The sequence below is a fragment of the Amycolatopsis sp. CA-230715 genome (genome assembly GCF_018736145.1).
Taxonomy (GTDB): Bacteria; Actinomycetota; Actinomycetes; order Mycobacteriales; family Pseudonocardiaceae; genus Amycolatopsis.
The window spans coordinates 7364023-7385593 of record NZ_CP059997.1 but is presented as its reverse complement, the minus strand read 5'-3'; the positions used below and the strand labels follow the sequence as shown (position 1 = coordinate 7385593).

General features: G+C 72.0%; 15 protein-coding genes and 2 tRNA genes. 11 read left to right on the top strand and 6 right to left on the bottom strand.

Annotated features, from left to right (window positions below; translation table 11 throughout):
* Positions 1 to 41: 41 nt before the first annotated feature.
* A complete protein-coding gene (locus HUW46_RS35135) occupies positions 42 to 1679 on the bottom strand; it encodes an ABC-F family ATP-binding cassette domain-containing protein (RefSeq protein WP_215543031.1) in 1638 nt (545 codons plus the stop codon).
* Between the two features lie 101 nt (positions 1680 to 1780).
* A tRNA-Gly gene (locus tag HUW46_RS35130) sits at positions 1781 to 1851 on the bottom strand.
* Positions 1852 to 1926: 75 nt separating this feature from the next.
* Here HUW46_RS35130 and HUW46_RS35125 point away from each other — a divergent pair.
* Positions 1927 to 2000, top strand: a tRNA-Pro gene (locus tag HUW46_RS35125).
* A gap of 207 nt (positions 2001 to 2207) precedes the next feature.
* Here HUW46_RS35125 and HUW46_RS35120 read toward each other — a convergent pair.
* Positions 2208 to 3059 (bottom strand): immunity 49 family protein, encoded by an 852-nt coding sequence (locus HUW46_RS35120; protein WP_215543030.1) that lies wholly within the window; start codon positions 3057 to 3059, stop codon positions 2208 to 2210.
* Between the two features lie 273 nt (positions 3060 to 3332).
* On the opposite strand from HUW46_RS35120, the gene HUW46_RS35115 reads away from it, so the two are divergent.
* The 3 genes from HUW46_RS35115 to HUW46_RS35105 all read left to right on the top strand — a co-directional run bounded on the left by HUW46_RS35115 (position 3333) and on the right by HUW46_RS35105 (position 5791).
* A complete protein-coding gene (locus HUW46_RS35115; protein ID WP_215543029.1) occupies positions 3333 to 4466 on the top strand; it encodes a sensor histidine kinase in 1134 nt (377 codons plus the stop codon).
* Positions 4463 to 5125, top strand: coding sequence for a response regulator (locus HUW46_RS35110; RefSeq protein ID WP_215543028.1), 663 nt, complete (start codon positions 4463 to 4465; stop codon positions 5123 to 5125). Before HUW46_RS35115 ends, HUW46_RS35110 begins: the two co-directional genes overlap by 4 nt.
* Before the next feature lie 114 nt (positions 5126 to 5239).
* Complete coding sequence (locus HUW46_RS35105; protein ID WP_215543027.1) at positions 5240 to 5791, top strand: hypothetical protein; 552 nt, start codon at positions 5240 to 5242, stop codon at positions 5789 to 5791.
* 366 nt (positions 5792 to 6157) lie between these two features.
* On the opposite strand, the gene HUW46_RS35100 is transcribed toward HUW46_RS35105, so the two are convergent.
* Positions 6158 to 8962, bottom strand: coding sequence for a serine hydrolase (locus HUW46_RS35100; RefSeq protein WP_215543026.1), 2805 nt, complete (start codon positions 8960 to 8962; stop codon positions 6158 to 6160).
* Positions 8955 to 10673 carry a CocE/NonD family hydrolase gene (locus HUW46_RS35095; protein ID WP_215543025.1) on the bottom strand — a complete coding sequence of 573 codons (1719 nt, stop codon included), beginning with the start codon at positions 10671 to 10673 and terminating at the stop codon, positions 8955 to 8957. The genes HUW46_RS35100 and HUW46_RS35095 overlap by 8 nt, the downstream gene beginning before the upstream one ends.
* Positions 10674 to 10830: 157 nt before the next feature.
* Between HUW46_RS35095 and HUW46_RS35090 the strand changes: the two genes are divergently transcribed.
* The 7 genes from HUW46_RS35090 to HUW46_RS35060 all read left to right on the top strand — a co-directional run bounded on the left by HUW46_RS35090 (position 10831) and on the right by HUW46_RS35060 (position 20726).
* Positions 10831 to 11970, top strand: coding sequence for a M20 family metallopeptidase (locus HUW46_RS35090; RefSeq protein ID WP_215543024.1), 1140 nt, complete (start codon positions 10831 to 10833; stop codon positions 11968 to 11970).
* Positions 11970 to 13331 (top strand): serine hydrolase domain-containing protein, encoded by a 1362-nt coding sequence (locus HUW46_RS35085; RefSeq protein WP_215543023.1) that lies wholly within the window; start codon positions 11970 to 11972, stop codon positions 13329 to 13331. Before HUW46_RS35090 ends, HUW46_RS35085 begins: the two co-directional genes overlap by 1 nt.
* Positions 13328 to 15202: a S9 family peptidase gene (locus HUW46_RS35080; protein ID WP_215543022.1), complete on the top strand. Its 1875-nt coding sequence runs from the start codon at positions 13328 to 13330 to the stop codon at positions 15200 to 15202. The genes HUW46_RS35085 and HUW46_RS35080 overlap by 4 nt, the downstream gene beginning before the upstream one ends.
* A 113-nt stretch (positions 15203 to 15315) precedes the next feature.
* Positions 15316 to 16914 carry an ABC transporter substrate-binding protein gene (locus tag HUW46_RS35075; protein WP_215543021.1) on the top strand — a complete coding sequence of 533 codons (1599 nt, stop codon included), beginning with the start codon at positions 15316 to 15318 and terminating at the stop codon, positions 16912 to 16914.
* A gap of 10 nt (positions 16915 to 16924) precedes the next feature.
* On the top strand, positions 16925 to 17911 hold the full coding sequence (locus HUW46_RS35070) for an ABC transporter permease (protein WP_254125195.1): 987 nt from the start codon (positions 16925 to 16927) through the stop codon (positions 17909 to 17911).
* Positions 17911 to 19770: a dipeptide/oligopeptide/nickel ABC transporter permease/ATP-binding protein gene (locus HUW46_RS35065; protein WP_215543020.1), complete on the top strand. Its 1860-nt coding sequence runs from the start codon at positions 17911 to 17913 to the stop codon at positions 19768 to 19770. Before HUW46_RS35070 ends, HUW46_RS35065 begins: the two co-directional genes overlap by 1 nt.
* A complete protein-coding gene (locus HUW46_RS35060; protein WP_215543019.1) occupies positions 19767 to 20726 on the top strand; it encodes an ABC transporter ATP-binding protein in 960 nt (319 codons plus the stop codon). Before HUW46_RS35065 ends, HUW46_RS35060 begins: the two co-directional genes overlap by 4 nt.
* Here the strand turns inward: HUW46_RS35060 and HUW46_RS35055 are convergent.
* Positions 20708 to 21562, bottom strand: coding sequence for a GNAT family N-acetyltransferase (locus HUW46_RS35055; RefSeq protein ID WP_215543018.1), 855 nt, complete (start codon positions 21560 to 21562; stop codon positions 20708 to 20710). The genes HUW46_RS35060 and HUW46_RS35055 overlap by 19 nt on opposite strands.
* Between the last annotated feature and the right edge of the window lie 9 nt (positions 21563 to 21571).

The following is a 21571-nucleotide window of genomic DNA, read 5'->3' as shown; positions in this document are numbered from 1 at the left end:
CCATCCCCGGTCGCGGCGGCGGGCACGGGAGGGCCGCCGCGCTACAGCTCGGCGACCTTCCCGTGCTCGACGACGAGCCGCCGCGTGGTCTCCACCGCTTCGATCATGCGGCGGTCGTGCGTGACCAGCAGGAGCGTGCCGGAATAGCTCGCCAGCGCCGATTCGAGCTGCTCGATCGCGGGCAGGTCAAGATGGTTCGTCGGCTCGTCCAGTACGAGCAGGTTCACCCCGCGCGCCTGCAACAGCGCGAGCGCCGCCCTCGTCCGCTCCCCCGGCGACAGCGTCGCGGCCGGGCGGATCACGTGCGGCGCCTTGAGCCCGAACTTCGCCAGCAGCGTCCTGACGTCCGCCGGTGTTATCTCCGGCACCTCGGCCGCGAACGCGTCGACCAGCCGTTCGTCGCCGAGGAAGCGGTTCCTGGCCTGGTCGACCTCGCCGACCACGACGCCGGACCCCAGCGCGCCGTGCCCTTCGGCCAGTTCCACCCTGCCCAGCAACGCCGCGAGGAGCGTGGACTTCCCGGCGCCGTTCGGGCCGGTGATGGCGACCCGGTCCGCCCAGTCGAGCTGGAAGTGCACCGGGCCGAGCGCGAACGGGCCCCGGCGCACCACCGCGCCGGTGAGCGAGGCGACGACGGCGCCGGAGCGCGGCGCCGCCGCGATCTCCATCCGCAGCTCCCACTCCTTGCGCGGTTCCTCCACCACCTCGAGCCGCTCGATCAGCCGTTCCGTCTGCCGTGCCTTCGCGGCCTGCTTTTCCGTCGCCTCGCTGCGGAACTTGCGGCCGACCTTGTCGTTGTCACCGGCCTTGCGGCGCGCGTTTTTGACGCCCTTTTCCATCCAGGCGCGCTGCGCACGCGCGCGGGCGGTCAACGCGTCCACCGTGTTCGCGTACTCCTCGTAATCCGCGCGCGCGTGCCGTCGCGCCACCTCGCGCTCTTCGAGGTAGGCCTCGTACCCACCGCCGTAGGCGCGAACCTGCTGCTGCGCGAGATCCAGCTCGACGACGCTGGTGACCGTGCGGGACAGGAACTCGCGGTCGTGGCTGACGATCACGGCGCCCGCCCGCAGCCCCGACACGAACCGTTCGAGCCGTTCGAGGCCGTCGAGATCGAGGTCGTTCGTCGGCTCGTCGAGCAGGAACACGTCGTACCGGCTCAGCAGCAGCGCGGCAAGGCCCGCCCGCGCGGCCTGGCCGCCGGACAACCCGGTCATGGGCTGGTCGAGGGGCACCTCGAGGCCGAGGCTCGCGGCCACCTCGCCCGCGCGGTCGTCCAGATCGGCGCCGCCGAGTTCGAGCCAACGGTCGAGTACCTCGGCGTAGTCGTCCTCGGCGCCGCGCTCACCGTCGGCCAGCGCCGTGGTGACCTGGTCGAGCGCCTGCTTCGCCGCCGTCACCCCGGTGCGGCGGGCGAGGAAGCCCCGCAGGGTTTCGCCTGCCAGCCGCTCCGGCTCCTGGGCGAGGTAGCCGATCGTCGCGGCGGGCGGGTTCGCCCGCACCGTGCCGCCTTCGACCGGCAGGAGCCCGGCGAGGGTGCGCAGCAGCGTCGACTTGCCCGCGCCGTTGACGCCGACCAGCCCGATGACGTCGCCGGGTGCGACGACGAGGTCCAACCCGGAAAAGAGAACGCGATCCCCGTGCCCCGCAGCAAGGTCCTTCGCGACAAGAGTGGCGACCATAAGGCCTCGAGTCTACGGTCCGGCGCGAAAGCCACCGAAGCCGATCCGGCTGTGGCCAGGCGCTGATCCTCGCATCTGGCCACCGAACACGACGGATTGCGAGCGGGCGACGGGAATCGAACCCGCGTAGCCAGTTTGGAAGACTGGGGCTCTACCATTGAGCTACGCCCGCATGCGCGATCGAGGACCGCGCGGACGTAGCTTAGCGGTAGCCGCTAGGCTGGGTGCACACCGCCCCTCGGGGCGCCGGGATGTGGCGCAGCTTGGTAGCGCATCCGCTTTGGGAGCGGAGGGTCGCAGGTTCAAATCCTGTCATCCCGACAGCCGGGGCTGGACCTGCGAGTCCAGCCCTTTTTCGTGTCGACCGATCCGCGGGTCGAACGATTCTCCGATGGGGGCGAGCGCCTCCAGCGCAGTATCCGACCTGGTTGGGCCAGGAGGCGTAGGTCGGGCCGAAAAGTCCTTAGTGGACCCCACTGGTACACCCGACGCCGACAACCGCGCCGAGCGGAACACCCGCGCCCGCGATCAGTCGTTCCGCGCGGGAACGGCGCCCGAAAGCAGGTTCGCCGGCGCGTAATCGGACCGCACGTCGAACGTCATGCCCACGGTGCGGGCCAGCACCGCCACCGCCAGCGGGGCCAGCGCGAGGAAGCCGCTGGGGTCGTCCTCCCTGCCCTCGGCGGTCCAGAACGCGCGGTGCCGTTCCAGTGCGGCAACGTAGGCCTCGGTGAACTTCTCCGTGTCGCGGCGCAACACGTAGTAGAACATCCGGATCGGCGGGTACACGAGCTGCAGCATCGCCGAGGGCGGGGTGAACCGCGCGGTGTCCGGATCGGTGCCGTCCATCGCGGGCACGAACATCTCCGGTGTGACCTCGCGGTGCGCGAGGAACGCCTGCAACGTCTCGACCCACGGCATCAGGTACGCGTCGTGCTCGACGCCCGACGCGCGCAGCACGTCGAGCGGCACCGCGGCGAGTTGCTGGATCACCGCGTTGTCCCGCCGCAGCACGGCGAGCCAGGCCGCGGTGACCCACGCCCCGGGGTGCGCGTCGTCATGGGGACCGGTGGCGGCGAACGTGACGGGACGGCCGACCACGGCGTTGACTTCTTCGCCAGCGGGCGCGGTGGCCGCGGCGAAGACGGCGGCCGCGGCCTGCGCGGCGAGACCGAGGTCCGCCCAGGTTTCCGAGGACTCGGCCCCCGGGTCGACGACGGTGCGGTACTGCCCGAGCAGCAGCGCCCGGCGCCACACCGTGGACAGGGCACTGGTGTTCTCCGCGACGCTGTCGAGGTAGAAGCCCATCTTCGGGGACAGCGCCGCGATCTGCTTCCACGCCCGGTCGGCGTCGGTGGAATGCCGTGCAACGATGGTCATCGATCTCATTCCTCACCGGACCCCAGCCCGCCACCGTCGGTCACGTCGTGCGGGATGAACTCCGCGTGACTGTACCGGGCGAGCGCCGCTCTCCCCACACGCGTCGCGACCGAAGTATGCCGGGCTCGCGAACAGCGCCACCTGCCGAGTCCATTTAGGACGAATGCGCCGCGAACCGCGCGGCCGTCCGGTGGTAGGTGAGCGCCTCGCCAGAACGACGATGCGTACCCGCTGTGCTTCCAGCGCTCAACGTCGTCGCGCTAGAGTCGAATCGTGCGTTGGCGCAAGGAAACGCTACGCGAGGTTCTCCTGGTGACCGCCCTCGGCGCGGCGGTCGCCCTCGGTACACCCGTGGCCGCGGCAGGGCAGGCCCCGCCACGCGTGCCGTTGGACGAGTTCGCCTGGGTGCTGATGGCGCTCGCCGTGGCGCTGGTACCGCTGCGGCTCGTCCGCCCGGTGGTGACCCTGATCGCGATCACCCTGGTGACGGGGACGTACCTCGTGGCGGGCTACCCGTACGGGCCGGTGGTGCTCGCGCTCGCGGTCACCGCGTACGCGGTAGCGCTCACGACCAAGCCACCGGTGGCATGGAGTGCGCTCGGCTTGTCGTTCACCGCATTGGTAGGTGCGCAGACCGACCTGGCGCGGCCGGTCGAGGTGCTGCCCGCCGTGTTCGCGGTGGTCCTGTGGCTGGGGCTGCCCGCGTTGCTGGCGAAGATCGCGCGACTGCGCCGGGATGCCGTAGACGAGCGTCTGCGGCAGCGGGCCTTGGTCGAGCGCGAGCACGCCGAGCGGCTCGCCGTGGAGCACCGGCTGGCGATCAGCCGCGAGGTGCACGACGTCGTGGCGCACAGCCTGTCCCTGATCAGCCTGCAGGCCGGACTGGCCGTGCACCTGTTCGACCGGCAGCCGGACGAGGCCCGTGCCGCGCTGACCACCATCCGGCAGTCCAGCGGCGAGGCGCTCGCCGATCTGCGCCGGGTGCTGACCTCGCTGCGCGAGCCGGCACCGACGGCCCCGGACCACCTGCGGCTGGATCGGCTCGGCGAGGTGGTCGACCGGGTCCGGCGCGGCGGCCGGTCGGTGTCGTTGGAGGTGATCGGCCGGGTGCGACCGATGCCGGGCGCGGTGGAGACGTGCGCCTATCGCGTGGTGCAGGAGTCCCTCACCAACGTGCTCAAGCACACGGACGACGCCTCGGCCGCGGTACGGCTGACCTACGGGGAGGACGACATGACCGTGGAGGTGGTGGACACCGGCGGTGGGAATCCGTCGCCGGGTGGCTCCGGCCAGGGCATCGCGGGCATCCGGGACCGGGTGGTCGCTCTAGGTGGACGGCTCAGCGCCGGCCCCGTCCCGTCCGGGGGATTCCGGGTGCGCGCCTGGCTTCCGGTGGTGGGCGGGTGATCCGGGTCGTGGTCGCCGACGACCAGCACTTGGTACGGGCCGGGTTGCGAACGCTGCTGCCGAGCGACGGCGACATCGAGGTGGTCGGTGAGGCTGGCGACGGTGCGCGGGCGCACGCGGTCGCGCGGGCCATCCGGCCGGACGTAGTGGTGATGGACGTGCGGATGCCCGGCTCCGACGGCATCGAAGGCACCCGGCTGATCACCTCCGACCCGGCGCTCGACGCGGTGCGCGTCCTCGTCCTCACCACGTTCGACCTGGACGAGCACGTCTTCGCGGCGCTGCGTGCCGGCGCGGGCGGGTTCGTGCTCAAAGACAGCGAGCCGGACCAGCTGCTCGCCGCCGTGCGCACGGTCGCCGCCGGCGACGAGCTGCTCGCACCGTCCGCCACCCGGCACCTGATCCGGGAGTTCCTGCGCTCGTCGCCGCCGCGCGCGGTGTCCGGCCGCTCGGAGCTGGCCCGGCTCACTGAGCGGGAACTGGAGGTCATGCGGCTGGTCGGACTCGGGCTGAGCAACGGCGACATCGCCAGCCGGCTGCTGATCAGCCCGGCCACGGTGCGCACGCACGTGAGCCGCGCGACGAGCAAGCTCGGCGTCCGCGACCGGGTGCAACTGGTGGTGTGCGCATACCAGTGGGGTGTGGTGACGCCCGGCTGACTCAACGCGCCGCGTACGCGAATCGTGTAGCGGGCCCGCACGCCAGGCGGACGACGTGACGGCCGGATCTCCCTAGCGTGGTCCCGTGTTGATCGATTCCCGGGGGACTGCCCGATGATGGTGTGGAAGAGCGCGACGCGGCCGGAGGAACGGCGGCTGAAACCGCGTTCGCGCAAGGTGTGGCTCGTCGCGCACGTGGCCGGTTCGGTGGGCTGGCTGGGCACGGCGTACGCGATGACCGTGCTGGGGGCTGTCGCGGGGTGGGCAGAACCGGTGGCGCGGCACGCGTCGTTCGAGATGGTCCACGCGTGCGACAGGTACGTGATGATTCCGCTTTCGCTGGTGAGCCTGGCGACCGGCTTGGTGGTGTCGCTGGGCACGCGGTGGGGCGTGCTGAAGCACTACTGGGTGACCACGAAACTGGTGGTGACGGTGCTCGCGATGCTGTTCGCCACGTTCTACCAGTCGCAGTGGGTCAAGGAGGCCATCGCCATCACCGCCGAGCGGCCGGACAGGGATCTCAGCGCGCTGTCGCCGACGATCCTGACCGGCTCGCTGGGCATGACGTCGGTGCTGCTGTTCACCACCGTGCTGTCGGTCGTGAAGCCGTGGGGCCGCACATCCCGCGGTCGGCGAACGCTCGCCGACCGGCGATCGGCACGGTGAGCGCACGCGTCCTCAGTGGACGCGATCGGCGGCGCGGGCGCGGCACGCCCTGTTCAGCTCGAACCGGAGATGTCGCCGGGCGTTGGGGCGCAAGCGATTCAGGAAGATCTCGTGGACATCCCCGATGGTGGGCACGGCACGGATTCCTGCTGCTGGTCGACGCGCGGCGAGTGGGCATCATCGCCATCGACGCCGCTGTCTGATCCCGCTAGGGCCACCCGGCGGCACCGGCCGGGCCCCGCGTGCCGATTCCGTCCGCGCTCACCGGGCAGCCGGTGCAAGTCCATTCTGGACAGATCCAGAAAGCCCTGCCGGGCAAGGAATCCAGTACGAAACGACCGGATGGGACAGGTGTCGTGAACACCCTTACTCGGCACGCATCGCGCGCAGGCCGAAATGCAGGTACCGCTGGCCGTTGGACCGGTAGAACACCGCCGACATCCACCGGTCGTGCCCCGGCAGGCCGGTGACGAACCGGCCACCGCCGGTGGGCACGAAGTGCATTCGCTGCTCGTGCCGCGATTCCGGCAGCAGGTCGGTCATCTCCGTGGACAGCGCCCGGAACGTACCGGTCAGCCCGCCGTCGGCCGGGGTGAACGTGGCGCGTACCGCGACGGTCCGGTACACACCGGCGAACTCGGTCAGGTCGACCGGGGCCGGCACCTGCGGCGGCCGCACTGGGTCCGGGAGGGTGGCGCCGACCTCGGCCAGTGCCGCGCGGAACAGCGGATCGGCGACGTCGTCCGCGCCTTCGCCGTTGACCAGCACCGCCATGGCAAGCCCGGCGGACGGGCAGCACAGCAGCCGTGCGTGATGCCCGATCAGGTCGCCTCCGTGCCCGAACAGGTGCGGCCCGGATCTGCGGTGGAGCTCCCAGCCCAGGCCCCAGTGCGTGCAGTCGTCCTGGTCCGGCAGCTCGACCGCGGGGGTGAGCATGGCGGCGGCCGCGGCCTCCGACAGCACGCGGGTGCCGTCGGTCATCCCCCGGTCCAGGTGCAGCCGGGCGAACCGAATCAGGTCACCGGCCGAGGCGACGACCCCACCGGCCGGTCCCTCGGCGCGGTCGTTCTCCCACGCCCGCAACACCTGTGCCTGCCCGGCGTCGCTGGTGAGGTGGCCGGCGGCCAGCCGGCGCCAGATCAGCTCCTCGGGCAGCGTGCCGGTCTGGTCGGCACCGATCGGGTCCAGCAGGTGGGTGCGCAGCGCGGCGTCCCAGGTGGTGCCGCGCAGCACCTCCACCAGTCGGCCCAGGATGGAGTATCCGCTGTTGCAGTAGGAGAACGTGGCGCCGGGCGGCTGCATCTGGTCCAGCGTGGCGCAGCCGGCCACGTACAGCTCGAGCGCGTCGTCGCCGCGGCCGTAGCTGTCGTACTTGTCGCCGTCGATACCGCTGGTGTGCGCCAGCAGCTGCCGGGTGGTCACCGTGGCGGTGGCCTCCGGGTCGGCCACCTCGAAGTCCGGCAGGTAGTCGCGCAGTGGCGCGTCCAGGTCCAGCAGGCCCTCGTCGGCCAGCTGCATGACCAGGGTGGCGGTGTAGGGCTTGGTGGTCGAGGCGATGGGGAACAGGGTGTCGGCGGTGACCGGTGCGCCGGTGTCCAGGTTGGCCACCCCGGCCGCGCACTCGGTGAGTTCTCCGTCGCGCAGCAAGGCGAACACCGCGCCGGGTGCCTTGACGGTGGCCAGCAGCTCGGTCAGCCGGCGCTGCCAGGCCACCCGGTCCAGCCGGGCCGCACCGGACGTGCTGGCCGGCGGCGCCACCCTGGTGAACCTGATCAAGGGAACGTCGGGTTCCAGCGGCAGCGCGGCCTCGACCGGCTCGCCGTCCGGGTTCCGGCCGAAGGTCAGCGGCCAACTGGCGTCCAGCACGACGTCCCCGGACCGGTACGCCACCGTCCAGGTGTCGTGGTTGCGGTACTCGGCGGTGAGCTCCAGTTCGCCGAGCCGGACCCGCAGGGTGTCGTCGGCCGTGACGGTCAGCCTTCCGTAGCCGGGGTGTTCGTAGTTACCGGCGAACTCGGCGAGTGCCTCGGGCGTCGGCGATTCCGCCGCCGCGGGTTCTTCGGTCTCCTGGGCCTCGGCGGCGTCTTCCTGGTCCTGGACGTGCATTTCCGCGGACCAGGCGCGAGGCCGCGCGCCGTGCAGCAGATCGGCCACGTGGTAGGTCAGGGCCAGCGGCAGGCCGGTGGTCGGGCTGTGGTTGGCACAGGCTGCCACGCCGATGCCGAGTTCGGGCAGCAGCAGGATGTCCGCCCGGTGCCCGTCCAGGCCGCCGCTGTGCCACAGCATCCGGTGACCGCGCCAGTCGCCCGCCATCCAACCCAGCGCGTAACCGTGGTAGCGCACGGCCGGGTCGGGGTCGGGCACCGCCACCGGGATGTGCACCCGGTGCGTGTCGGCCAGCCGCGCCGCGGACAACAGCGGTCGGCCGTCGCCAAGCTGGAACCGCAACCACCGGCCCATGTCGGTGGCGCAGGACAGGAGCTGGCCCGCAGGGGCGACCGGGGCCAGCGTCCTCGGCGGCAGCGCGACCCGCCTGCCGTCCCGTTCGGTGTAGGGCACCGCGCGATCGGCGGTATCGGCTCCTTCGGGCGCGGTGACCGTCCGGGTCATACCCAGTGGCGCCAGCACACGAGCCGTCATCGACCTGGCCCAGTCCGAGCCGGCCAGCTCGCCGAGCGCCGCGCCAGCCAGGGCGTAGCCGATGTTGGTGTAGTCCATGGTGGTGCGCAGGTCCGCGCCGGAGGGCAGGTGACGGGCCCTGGCGACCAGTTCGGCCAGCGGCAGCGACGGGTTGGCCAGCCAGGCCCACTCGTGCCGGGCGAGCCCGGAACGGTGGGACAGCAGGTCGGCCATGCTCACCCGCTGGGTGGCCACCGGATCGTGCAACGCGAAGGCGGGCCAGTACTCCCGGACCGGGGTGTCCCAGTCCAGCAGGCCGTCCTCGACCAGGGTGGCGGCCAGCACCGCGGTGAACGCCTTCACGGTGGAGCCGTGGTCGAACAGGGTGTCGGCGGTGACCGGCAGTTCGCCGTCCACATCCCGCCTGCCGAACCCGTCGGCGAGCACCACCTCGCCGTCGTGCACCGCGGCCAGCGCCACCCCGGCGACGCCCCATCGGTCCAGCTCGGTGGTCACCATCCGGCCGAGCGCCGCATGATCCAGGTCAGTCATCAGAGGGTCCTTCCGCAGGAGGTTGGGTACCGAGCTCGGCACCAGGCGACTCGGTCGGCAGCCGCAACCTGGACGGGTAGACGGTGTTCACCGCGATTCGCGGGTCGATCGCGGTGGCGATCGGGCCGAACCGGTTGAGATTGCGGGCGAACCACGGGAAGTCACTGGAGGTGACGGTGACCCGGATGCGGTGGCCGGCCGCGAAGGTGTGCTGGGTCGGCCACAGCTCGAGGTCGAACCGGTACGCCTGGCCGGGTACCAGCGCGGTCGGCAGAGCGGGGTCGTCGCGGTGCGCGGCGCGCAGGCAGCCCCGGGTGACCTGGATGGAGCGGCCGTCCGGGCGCACGTCGGTGAGCTTGACGTGCCAGTCGGTGTCCTCCCCGTCGGTCGACGCGTTCAGCTGCAGCTCCGGCTTCCCGGACACGGTCAGCGGCTCGGTCAGCGGCTCGGTGGTGTAGGTCAGCACGTCCGGCCTGCGTTCGATCTCGGTCTGGTCCAGCGCCACGTCGGACACCGGGTAGGTGGCCAGGTCGAATTGGGTGGGCACCGGGTCCTCCGGGTCGTACCGGAACCGACGGTACCCGCCCCGGCCGGTCGCGGTCAGCGTGCCCTCGGCGCCATCGAAACCGAGGTGCAGCAAGGTGTCCGTTGTGGACAGTGGCCAGCGGTCGGCGGTGCGCCACCGGTTGCTGCCCAGCTCGAACACCCGCACCTTCGGCTCGGCAGGCACGCCGTTTTCCGCGCCGCGCAACCAGTGGTCGAACCAGCGCAGGTGCACCGCGTCCATGTCCACCGCGGCGTCCTCACCCAGATCTTCGCCGGCGTACTGGGAGGCGGGGAACCGGGACTTCAGATGGCTCCACGGTCCGACCAGCAGCCGTTGCCGGTCCGCGGCGGGGGAATCGGCGACCATCCGCTCGTAGTGGTGCATGGCGCCGAGCAGGTCCTCGAGATCGTGCCAGCCGGTGACGTGCAGGCAGGGCACGTCGATCAGCTGGTAGCGGCCGTCCAGCCGCAACCGGGACCAGAACTCGTCCAGCACGTCGTGCGCCATCAGCGTCGGCCAGGTCGACCCCGGCAGGTCCAGCAGCTCACCCAGTTCGCCGACCGGCAGGTGCCGCAGCACCTTGTCCCAGTCCGGGTCGTCCGAGGAGGGCGAGGTGATCGCCCTGCCGCGCAACCGCCAGCACCACCAGACGAAGAAGAGCTGGAAAACCCCGTTGGTGTAAGGGATTTCCTGCTGCCAGCGACCACAGGCCGAAGTGGACACCAGGCACCGCAGGTGCGGCGGGCGCAGCGCGGCGGCGGCCCACTGCACCCAGCCCATGTAGCTCAGCCCGGTCATCCCCACCGCCCCGTCGCACCAGGACTGCGCCGCCGTCCACTCGATGACGTCGTAGGTGTCCTCGGCGTCGTGCACGAACGCAGCCCACTCCCCGTCGGACTGACCGCGGCCGCGGGTGTCCACCGCGACGAAGGCGTAACCGTGGGCGGCGTAGTACCGGGCCTCGTCCACGATCAGCCCTGGATTGCGCCGGTCGTACGGAGTGACCGTGACGATCGCCGGGGCGGGCGCGCCGGTGTCGTCCGGCAGGTAGACGTCCGCGGCCAGTTGTACGCCGTCGCGCATCAGCACCAGCCGGGTCCGCACCAGCGGCTCGGCCGCGCGGTGCAACGCCCGGCTCATGAACCGGTCAAACGCGCTGGTCATTCGTCTCCGTCCGGTTTGCCGTCCCGGCCGCGCCGGGTGTGCCGAAATCCTCGCCGCCAGCGGGTGATCAGAACTTCGTACCTTTCACCGAAGACTCGCGTGGTGAGATGTGCGGCGGCACCAACTTCGGCGGTACCCCGACCGGCAGGCTGGGCCGATGGAACTGGTCGGAGTGCCCTGGTTCGAGCGCCGGTTGGCCGCCATGGTCGACGATCTCGGTGAGCTGGTCAGCTGCGAGTCGCCGGCGACCGACCCGGCGGCGCTGGCGCACAGCGCGGCAGTGCTGGCCGAGCAGGGCCGCCGGTTGCTCGGCGCGGCCCCGGAGTCACTGGTGGTGTCCGGGCGCACCCACCTGCGCTGGAAGTTCGGCCATGGCCAGGCCAAGGTGCTGCTGGTCGGGCATCACGACACGGTGTGGCCGGTCGGCACGCTGCGGGAGCTGCCGTGGGCGGTGACCGACGGGATCGCCACCGGGCCGGGCTGCTTCGACATGAAGGCGGGCCTGGTACTGATCTTCCACGCCCTCGCCTCGCTCGACGACCTCGACGGGATCACCGTTTTCGTCAGCGGTGACGAAGAGCTGGGTTCGCCGACCGCCCGGGACCTGCTGGCCGAGTCGGGCCGGGGCTGCGCCGCCGCGCTGGTCACCGAACCCAGCGCGGACGGCGGCGCGCTGAAGACCGCGCGCAAGGGCATCGCCCAGTACGAGATCTCGGTGTCCGGCCGGGCCGCGCACGCCGGGCTGGAACCGGAGCGCGGGGTGAACGCCACCACGGAGATCGCCCGGCAGGTGCTCGCGGTGGCCGAACTGGCCGCACCGGGCACCTCGGTCACGCCGACCGTGCTGGCCGCGGGCCAGACGGCCAACACGGTGCCGTCGGCCGCCACGCTGAGCGTGGACAGCAGGGCACCCACGCTCGCCGAGCAACGCCGGGTGCACGAGGCATTGCGGTCGTTGACCGCGCACCTGCCGGGAGCCCGGGTGCGGGTGCGGGAGCTGATGTCGGCGCCCCCACTGGAACCGAGTGCGTCCGCCTGGCTGTTCGAGCTGGCCGGTCAGGTCTGCGCCGACCTCGGCACGTCGCCGCCGCGCGGGACCTCGGTCGGCGGTGGCTCGGACGGCAACCACCTTGCCGCGCAAGGCGTTCCCACCTTGGACGGGTTGGGCGCGGTGGGCGGCAACGCGCACGCCGTGGACGAGCACGTGATCGTCGCGGAGTTACCCGGCCGGGCCGCGTTGCTGGCCGGGTTGATCAACGCGGTGCGCGCCGCGACACCGGTAACCGAGGAGGACTGATGGTGGACCGAGCGGCCTGGCAGCGTCGGCTGACCGAACTGCTCGAGCGGCACCGGGTGCCAGCCGCGTCGCTGGCGGTACTCGTCGACGGCGAGATCCACCAGGCCGCCGCCGGTGTGCTCAATGTGGACACCGGGGTGGCCGCCACCCCGGACTCGGTGTTCCAGATCGGCTCGATCACCAAGGCCTACACGGCCAGCCTGATCATGCAGCTGGTCCAGGAGGGCAGGCTGGCGCTGGACTCGCCGGTGGCCGACGTGCTGGACGAGTTCGCGGTGGCCGACCCGGAGGTGACCAAGCGGGTCACCGTGCGGCAGCTGCTCAACCACACCAGCGGCATCGAGGGCGATCACTTCGTGGACACCGGCCGCGGCGACGACGCCATCGCCGAGTACGTCAAGACCTGCGCCGAACTGGGCCAGAACCATCCGCTGGGGGCGACCTTCTCCTACTGCAACACCGGCTACGTGGTACTCGGCCGGCTCATCGAACGGCTCCGCGGCCAGCCATGGCGCGTGGTCTTGCAGGAGCGGCTGCTCGACCCGCTCGGCCTGGACCACACAGCCGCGCTGCCGGAACAGGCCATCCGGTTCCGGGTCGCGTTCGGCCACGACCCTGGCGAAACCCTCGACGCACCACCGAAGCTGGTGCCGAACTGGACCCTGCACGCCTCCAGCGCGCCGGCCGGATCCTCGCTGTGCGCGACCGCCGCGGACGTCGTCACCTTCGCCCGCGCCCACCTGGACGCGGGCTCACCGGTGATCCCGGCGGCCGGTGCGGCGGCGATGCGCTGGCCGGAGGTGGCCGTGCCGAACCCGTGGACACTGGGCCAGCACTGGGGCGCCGGGTGGATCCTGTTCGACTGGGCGGGACGGTCGGTGTTCGGCCACGACGGCGGCACGCTCGGCCAGACGTCGTTCCTGCGGGTGGTGCCGGACGCCGGGGTGGCGCTGGCCCTGCTCACCAACTGCGAATACGCCAGGGGCCTCTACCACGACCTGTTCCGCGAGCTGCTGGCCGAGTTGTGCGACCTGCCGATGCCCGAACCGCTGTCCCCGCCGGACACCCCGGTGGAGGTACCCATCGCCGAGCACACCGGGTTGTACGAACGGCTGGGCAACCGGATCGAGGTGACCGCCACACCGGCCGGGTTGATCGCTCGGGTGGAAGAAACCGGCGCACTGGCCGAGATGAGCTCCGATCCCGTGGAGGAGCTGACCCTGGTGCCGGTGACCGAGAACGTGTTCGTCACCCGAGGCGACGAAACGGCTCCCTGGAAGCCGGTGGTGTTCTACCGGCTTCCGGACGGTTCCCGATACCTGCACATGAGCGCCCGTGCCACGCCGAAGGTGGCCGAGTGAGGACACCCGAGCCGGTACCCGCCGCGGCGCTGGCCGAGGCCGGCCGTGGCTTCGTCGAGCTGCACACCGACGGGTCCGAAGTGTACTGGCTGGAGCAGCGCCCGGCGGACGGCCGGACGGTCCTGCTGGCCGCGGACGGCTGTCGCGAGCTGACCCCGGCGCCGTGGTCGGTGGGCACCCTGGTGCACGAGTACGGCGGCGCCAGCGTGCTGGTCGACGAGGGCGTCCCGTACTTCGTTGCCGCCACCGACCAGCGGATCTACCAGATCCCGCCGGGCGCCGAACCGCGGCCGCTGACTCCGCCGGACGCCCGCCGCTACGCCGACCTCGCACCGGACCGGCGGCGCGACCGGCTGATCGCGGTGTGCGAGGACCACCGAGGGCCGGACCCGCTGCCGCTGAACACCGTGGTCGCCGTGCCGCTCGACGGTGGCGAACCCGTGGAACTGTGCGCGGGCCACGACTTCTACCTGGCGCCCCGGGTCTCCCCGGCCGGTGACCGGCTGGCCTGGCAGTGCTGGGACCTGCCCCGGATGCCCTGGGACGGCACCCTGCTGTACGTGGCCGGCCTGGACGCCGACGGCAGGCCGGGACCGGCCGTGCTGGTGGCCGGCGGCGACACCGAGTCGGTGTGCCACCCGCGCTGGGCGCCGGACGGCACCCTGTACTTCGTGTCCGATCGGGACGGTTGGTGGAACCTGTACGCCTGGGACGGTACCGAGGTGCGCCCGGTCGCTCCGATGGCCGCCGAGGTCGGTGCTGCCGGGGCGATGGGCCTGGTCCCCTACGACGTGTCGGCGACCGAGGTCGTGGCCGCGGTGCGCGACGGTGGGCGGGCCCGCCTGGTCCGGATCAACCGGTCGGACGGCGAGGTCACCGAGCTGCCCACCGACTGCTGGGAGGTGTCCCAGCCCCGGTTCGCCGGTTCGGACGTGGTGTTCCTGGGTGGTTCGCCGGTCCGCCCGGTCGGCGTGTGGCGGTGGCACCCGGCCCGGTGCCACGAGCTGCGCGCCGGCAGCGCCGTGGCCATCGACGCGCGGCTGCTCGGCCTGCCCGAGGTGCTGGCGGTGCCGGCACCGGACGGCGGCGTGCTGCACGCCCTGCACTACCCACCGTGTCCAATTCGGACGGACGACCCACCGCCGCTGGTGGTCATCGCGCACGGCGGCCCGGTCAAGGCCGCCACGGCCGCGCTGAGCCTCGGCGTGATGGCGTTGATGGCGGCGGTGTTCTGGACCAGCCGCGGTTACGCCGTGCTGGACGTGAACTACCGGGGCAGCACCGGCTACGGCCGCCCCTACCGCACCGCGCTGCACGGCCGCTGGGGCGAACTGGACGTGGCCGACTGCGTGACCGCGGCGGAGTACCTGGTCGACCGCGGCGCCGCCGACCCCGGGCGGATCGTGCTGCGCGGCTGGTCCGCCGGCGGCTTCACCACCCTGAGCGGGCTGGCCGACACCGCCGCGTTCGCCGCCGGCACCGCGTACTTCCCGGTGGCCGACCTGGAAGCGGTGCACCAGGTGACGCACAAGTACGAGGCCGGGTACGACCACTACCTGATCGGTGACTGGCACACCCTGCGACAGTCCTATCGGGACCGTTCACCGATCAACAAGATCGCCGGCATCACCGCCCCGCTGCTGGTCGTGCAGGGCACCGACGACCCGATCTGCCCGCCCGACCAGACCGAGCGGATGGTCGACGAGTTGCGGGCGCTGGGCCGCGACGTGCGCTACGTTTCCTGGCCTGGCGAAGGGCACGGCTTCGAGCGCGCCGAACACATCGCCCGGTCGTTGGAGCTGGAGGCCGCGTTCTACACCCGGGTGCTGAGCGGCGATCGTGCGGACGCACCAAAACCGGCCGGAGGTTGAGTGACCGGCACCAGCACGGTCCGGCGACACCGTTGCAGACTCGCGGGCCAAGAAGATGTCAGCATGACGAGCTTCACTCGCCAGGCTGGCTCGTGCGACGAAGGAGCCTGGTCATGAGGATCGTCCCGACCGCCGGCGTGGTGTTCGCCGGTGCACTCCTACTGGCGTCCTGCGCCGGTACCGGCAATCCGGCCGGTGCCGGCGGACCGAAGAACTATGTGGACGGTGCCACCTTCAGCACCTCACTGGGCGCCGACCCCGGCAACCTGGATCCGCTGCGGGCGGAAAGCGGCCCCGCCGCGATCGTGGACGCGTTCGGCTACGACACGCTCGTCAACATGGACCACCAGGGGCGCCCCGTGCCGCAGCTGGCCACCAAATGGGAAGTCACGCCCAACAGCGTCACCTACACCCTCCACAAAGGAGTGACCTGTGTGGACGGCAGCCCGCTGACCGCGACCCAGGTGGCGGCGAACTTCGAGTACATCCGCAATCCCGCCAACCAGTCCCCGCTGATCGGCAACAACCTGCCGGACGCCAACTTCACCGTGCGCGCCGACGACGCGGCCAGCACCGTCACGATCGCCACCGCGCAGCCGTTCGGGTTCCTGCTCACCGGCGCGGGCACCGTGCCGATCGTGTGCGCCAAGGGAACCGCGGACCGCGGCAAGCTCGCACACGGCACCGACGGCACCGGCCCGTACCGGCTGACCGAGGCGGTGGCCGAGGACCACTACACGTTCGAGGTGCGCAAGGACTACGCGTGGGGCCCGAACGGCGCCAAGACCGACGCGCCCGGCACCCCGGCGAAGGTCGTGCTCAAGATCGTGCAGAGCGAGTCGACCGCGGCGAACCTGTTGCTGTCCGGCCAGCTCAACGGGATCTCGGTGCTCGGCCAGGACCGGCAGCGGCTGGCCGGGCACGGCTACCACGAGATGCAGGTGACCAGCTCGCCCAACACCCTCTACTTCAACCAGCGGCCCAACCACCCCGGCGCCGACCCTGCCGTGCGCAGCGCGCTGACCGCGGGCCTCGACCTGGACCAGCTGACCAAGGTGCTCACCGAGAACAACGGGCGCCGCGCCACCAATCTGGAACCCAACGAGCCCCGGCCGTGCGACTACGACTCGGTGACCGGCACGCTGCCGGGCCACGACGTCGAGGCGGCCAAGTCCGCATTGGACAAGGCGGGCTGGGTGCCCGGCCAGGACGGTGTCCGCGCCAAGAACGGCCAGCGCCTCGCGATCACGCTGCTCTACTCGGCCGGGTCACCGGCCAACGACGCCGGCATGGAGCTGGTCAGCAACTGGTGGAAACCGCTGGGGGCGGAGGTCAAGCTCGCCGCGAAGGAGCTCACGGCGTTGAACCAGGAACTGTTCGTCAACGGTGACACCTGGGACGCGACCGTGTTCGGCATCGGAGTCAGCTACCCGTCCCAGCTGGTCGGCTACTTGTCCGGTGCCAAGCCACCGGCCGGCACCAACTTCAGCGCCATCGACAACGCCGAGTACGCGAACCTCAGCGGGCAAGCCGGCAAGACCCCCGGCGACGCGGGCTGCGCGCTGTGGCAGCGGGCCGAGCAGGCGCTGCTGCGCGCGGGCGACGTAGTGCCGGTGTCCACCGGGCTGGTGCACTACTTCGGCAACAAGGCGACCTACCAACCGGGTATCTGGGGACTGGAACCGACCAGCATCCGAATGGTGGCGAGCTGACCAGGTGGCCGTGCCCGAAGTCGATGACCGGTCGACACCCCGCGGCGCGGCACCGGTGTGGCTGAGCTTCCTGGCCCGCCGGCTGCTGCGCCTGGTCGTGTCGTTGTTCGTGCTGGTGACGCTGGCCTTCGCGATGATCCACCTGATCCCCGGCGATCCGGTGCGCACCGCACTGGGTTCCCGGGCCACTCCCGAGCTGGTGCAAGCGCGGCAGCACGCGCTGTGGCTGGACCGCCCGCTGCTCGAGCAGTACTGGCACTACCTGCACGGCTTGTTCACCGGAGACCTGGGCACCTCGTTCACCACCAACCTGCCGGTAGCCGAGGTGCTCGGCGAGCGGCTGCCGAACAGCGCGCTGCTGGCCGGGCTGGCCTTCGCGGTGATCATGCTGGTGTCGGTGCCGCTGGGCATGCTGGTCGCCGCCGCGACCCGGACCGGCCGGCGACGCGGCACCGAGCTGGTGTTCACCGGCGTCACCGGTGTGCTGGCCACCGTGCCGGAGTTCCTGATCGGGGTCGGCCTGGTGTTCGTGTTCGCCGTGCGGTTGCAGTGGCTGCCGGTGGCGGGACAGGACGGGCCGGTGTCCTACCTGCTGCCGGTCGCGGCGCTGTCCCTCGGTTCGATCGCGGCGCTGACCAGGATCGTGCGGGCCGAGACGCTGCGCGTGCTCGGCGAGGACTACCTGCGGGTGGCCAGGGGCAAACGGCTGCCGACCCGGTTGCTGTACCTGCGGCACGTGCTGCCCAACATGCTCACCGCCACCCTCACCCTGGGTGGCCTGCTGCTCGCCGGACTGGTCGGCGGCACCGTGCTGGTGGAGAACGTGTTCGCCTGGCCGGGGGTCGGCACCCTGGTGGTCAACTCGGTGGTGCAGCGCGACTATCCGCTGGCCCAGGCGGTGATCTTGGTACTCGGCGCCACCGTGCTGCTGGTCAACGTGGCGGTGGACCTGCTGCTGGGTCTGCTCGACCCGCGATCCACCATCCGGAGGACCTGATGGACGGCAACCGGCGGCGCGGGCTCAGGGCCGCGCTGCGCACCCCGACCGGCCTGACCTGCGGCGTGCTGCTGGTCCTGTTCGTGCTGCTGGCCATTCTCAGCCCGCTGATCTGGGGCGACGCCGCGGAACAGCGGGACATCGAGCACCTGCTGGAGGGCGGTTCGGCCGCGCACCCGTTCGGCACCGACAACCTGGGCCGGGACAACCTGGCCCGGCTGCTGGTCGCGACCAGCCCGTCGCTGGCCTTGGCCGCGTTGAGCATCGTGGTCGCCGCGGTGATCGGCGTCCCGCTGGGCGCGCTGCCCGCGGTGCTCGGCCGGCGCGGCGCCCGCGCGGTCACCGCCGTGATCGACTTCCTGGTGGCGTTCCCCGCCTTGCTGCTGGCCATCTTCCTGGCCGTGGTACTCGGCGTGGGCGCGCCCTCGGCCGTGCTGGCCATCGGCGTCGCCGGGGCACCCGGCATCGCCCGGCTGACCCAGACGCTGGCCGCGTCGGTGGCCGACTCGGACTACGTGGCCGCCGCCGCACTGGTCGGGGTACCGCGCGGGCGGGTGCTGCTGCGGCACGTGCTGCCCAACGTGGCCGAGCCGCTGATCCTCAACCTCACGCTGGCCATCGGGCAGGCACTGCTGGCCATGTCCGGGCTGAGCTTCCTCGGCCTCGGCGTGCAGGCACCCAGCTACGACTGGGGCCGGATGCTGTCCGAGGGCCTCGGCCGGATCTACGTCTCCCCCGCCGCCGCGCTGGGCCCCGGCATCGCGATCGTCCTGGCCGGGCTGGCGTTCAACGGCCTCGGCGAGGCACTGGCCGAAAGCGTACGCGGCCGCCCGGCCCGCGTCAGCCAGCCGGCGCCACCGCCCCCGGAACACACCGGCGACGCGGACCCGGTGCTCACCGTCTCCGGGCTGACCATCACCTTCCCCGGCGGCCTCACCCCGGTCCGCGGGGTCGACTTCACGCTCCGCCGCGGCGAACTGGTCGGCATCGTCGGCGAATCCGGCAGCGGCAAGAGCCTCACCGCGCTCGCGCTGGCCCAGCTGGTGCCCGAATCCGCCGTGGTCACGGCCGACTCGCTGCGGTTACTCGGCCGGGACCTGCGCCAACCGGCCGACGCGGACACCCGGCGGCTGCTGGGCACCTCACTGGCCATGATGTTCCAGGACCCCGGCACCTCGCTGAACCCGTCACTGCTGGTCGGCCGGCAGCTCGCCGAGGTCGCCGAGGTACACGGCGGCCAGCCGCGCGGCCCGGCCTGGCAACTGGCCGTGGACCGGCTGCGCGCGGTGCGCATCGCCAACCCGCAACGCCGGGCCCGGCAGTACCCGCACGAGCTGTCCGGTGGCATGCGACAACGCGCGGTGATCGGCATGGGCCTGATGGGCGACCCGAAGTTGATCATCGCCGACGAACCCACCAGCGCGCTGGACGTCACCGTGCAGCAGCAGATCCTCCGGCTGCTGCGCCAGGTCAACACGGACCGCGAGGCCGCGGCCCTGGTCATCACGCACGACATCGCCATGCTCGGCCAACTGGCCGAGCGAGTGCTGGTGATGTACGCCGGCAGCATTGTGGAGGACCTGCCCACCTGGGCGCTGGACGCCGCCGCGCACCCGTACACCCGGGCGCTGGTCGCCTCGGTGCCCGACCTGGCCTGCGACCGGGACGAGCCGCTGGCCACCATCCCCGGCCGGCCGCCGCTGCCGCACGAGATCGGCGCCGGCTGCCCGTTCGCCGCCCGCTGCGATCGGGCAGGTGACCGGTGCCGAACCGACCGGCCCCCACTGCGCGTCCTGGCCACCGGGCACCGCGTCGCCTGCTGGCACCCGCACCACACCGAAAACGGATCGAGGCCATGACCACACTGCGCGCCACCGGCCTGACCGTCCGCTACCGGTCCGGCACCCGCTCGCTGATCGCGGCCGATCGGGTGGACCTGATCGTGCCCAGCGGGCAGGTGCTCGGCCTCGTCGGCGAGTCCGGCTCCGGGAAGTCCACGCTGGCGAGGGCGATCGTCGGGCTGGCCCCGGTCGAAGGCGGCCAGGTCCTGCTCGGCGACCAGGACGTCACCCGGCCGAAGGGCAGCCGGCGACGCGAGTTCCGGCACCAGGTCCAGATGATCTTCCAGGATCCCAGCACTTCGCTGGACCCCAGGATGAGGATCGGCGAAACCATCGGCGAGGCGGTCACCGCCGCCGGGCACGTCTCCCGCTCCGACCGCGCCGCCGAGGTCGACCGCCTGCTGGCCCTGGTCTCCCTGGACACCGAGCTGGCCGGACGGCTACCCCGCGAGCTGTCCGGCGGCCAACGGCAACGGGTGTCCATCGCCAGGGCGCTGGCCGTGCGACCGCGGGTGCTGATCGCCGACGAGATCACCTCGGCGCTGGACGTCTCGGTGCAGGGTGCGATCCTCAACCTGGTCCGGGACCTGCAACGCCGCCTCGGCCTGACCATCCTGTTCATCTCGCACAACCTGGCCGTGGTGCGCTACGTCAGCGACGCGGTCGCCGTGCTGCACCTCGGCCGGGTGGTCGAGCACGCCGCCACCGCCGACCTGCTCGCCGCGCCCGCCCACCCCTACACCCGATCGCTGGTCGCCGCCGTGCCCCAGCTGGCGGCCTCGGCCGAGACCGGCATCGAGGTGCTGGACGTCGAACCACCCGACCCGCACCAGCCACCGCCCGGCTGCCGGTTCCACCCCCGCTGCCCGATCGGCCCGGCCGCCCACCCGGACCGCGCGGTGTGCCGGACGGACGATCCACCGCTGACCGGATCGGACCGGCACCAGGTCGCCTGTCACTTCGCCAGCACGTAGTCCCCCTGCGCGTCGACCCCGACCACCTGGTAGCCGACGGCCAACGCACCGGTCAGCGCGATGCTGAGGGCCTGCCGCCAGGCCGCGCCCAGCTCCGGGTCGGCCGTCCGCAGCGCCGTGATGTCCGGCGGAACCTGGCAGATCAGCACGGTTCCCTCGGCGGCGCCCGGCTCCGGCGCTCCGCCCGGTCCCATGGTCAGCAGCAGCGCCGCTGCCCCGGGGTCCACCGGACACGGCGTCCCCTCGGCCGCCGCGTGCACCCGCTCCGCGGCCAGCGGCCAGGCCAGCAGCAGCCGGTCGCTGCGGTCGTCGGCGTTGATCCCGTCCCGCATCCGGCCGTAGTGGTCAGGCAGGTACTCCGCGACCTCGGCACCCAGCTTGGCCAGGTTGAAGTACAGGTTGCGGCGCACCAGCGGATCCATCGTCCAGCTGATCGAACCGATGCCCCTGGCCAGCGCCCAGGCCCGCTGGTGCAGCTTGAGCGCGAACCCGACGTGCCGGCCCTGCACGCCGGGGTCCACCCCGGCGATGTGCGAGTGCAGCGTGGCCGGGGTGCCGTCGGTGAAGAACGCCACCGAGGCCCCGATCAGCCGGTCCCCCCGGTACGCCCCGGCCACGTAGTTACCGGAGTGCGCCAACGCTCGCATCAGGTCCGAGCCGACCGGCGCGGACCGCGGACCGGTCTGCCAGATCGCGCGGAACAGCCGCTCGGCGCCGGCGGTGGCGTCCGGCGTGGTCAGCTCGCGGACTTCGACGTCGGCACGCAGCGCCGCGGCCGACGCGGCGGCGGCGGCCCGTTCCGGTGCGGCCGGGTGGGAGAGGGAGTGTCGTCGCATAGGGTCATG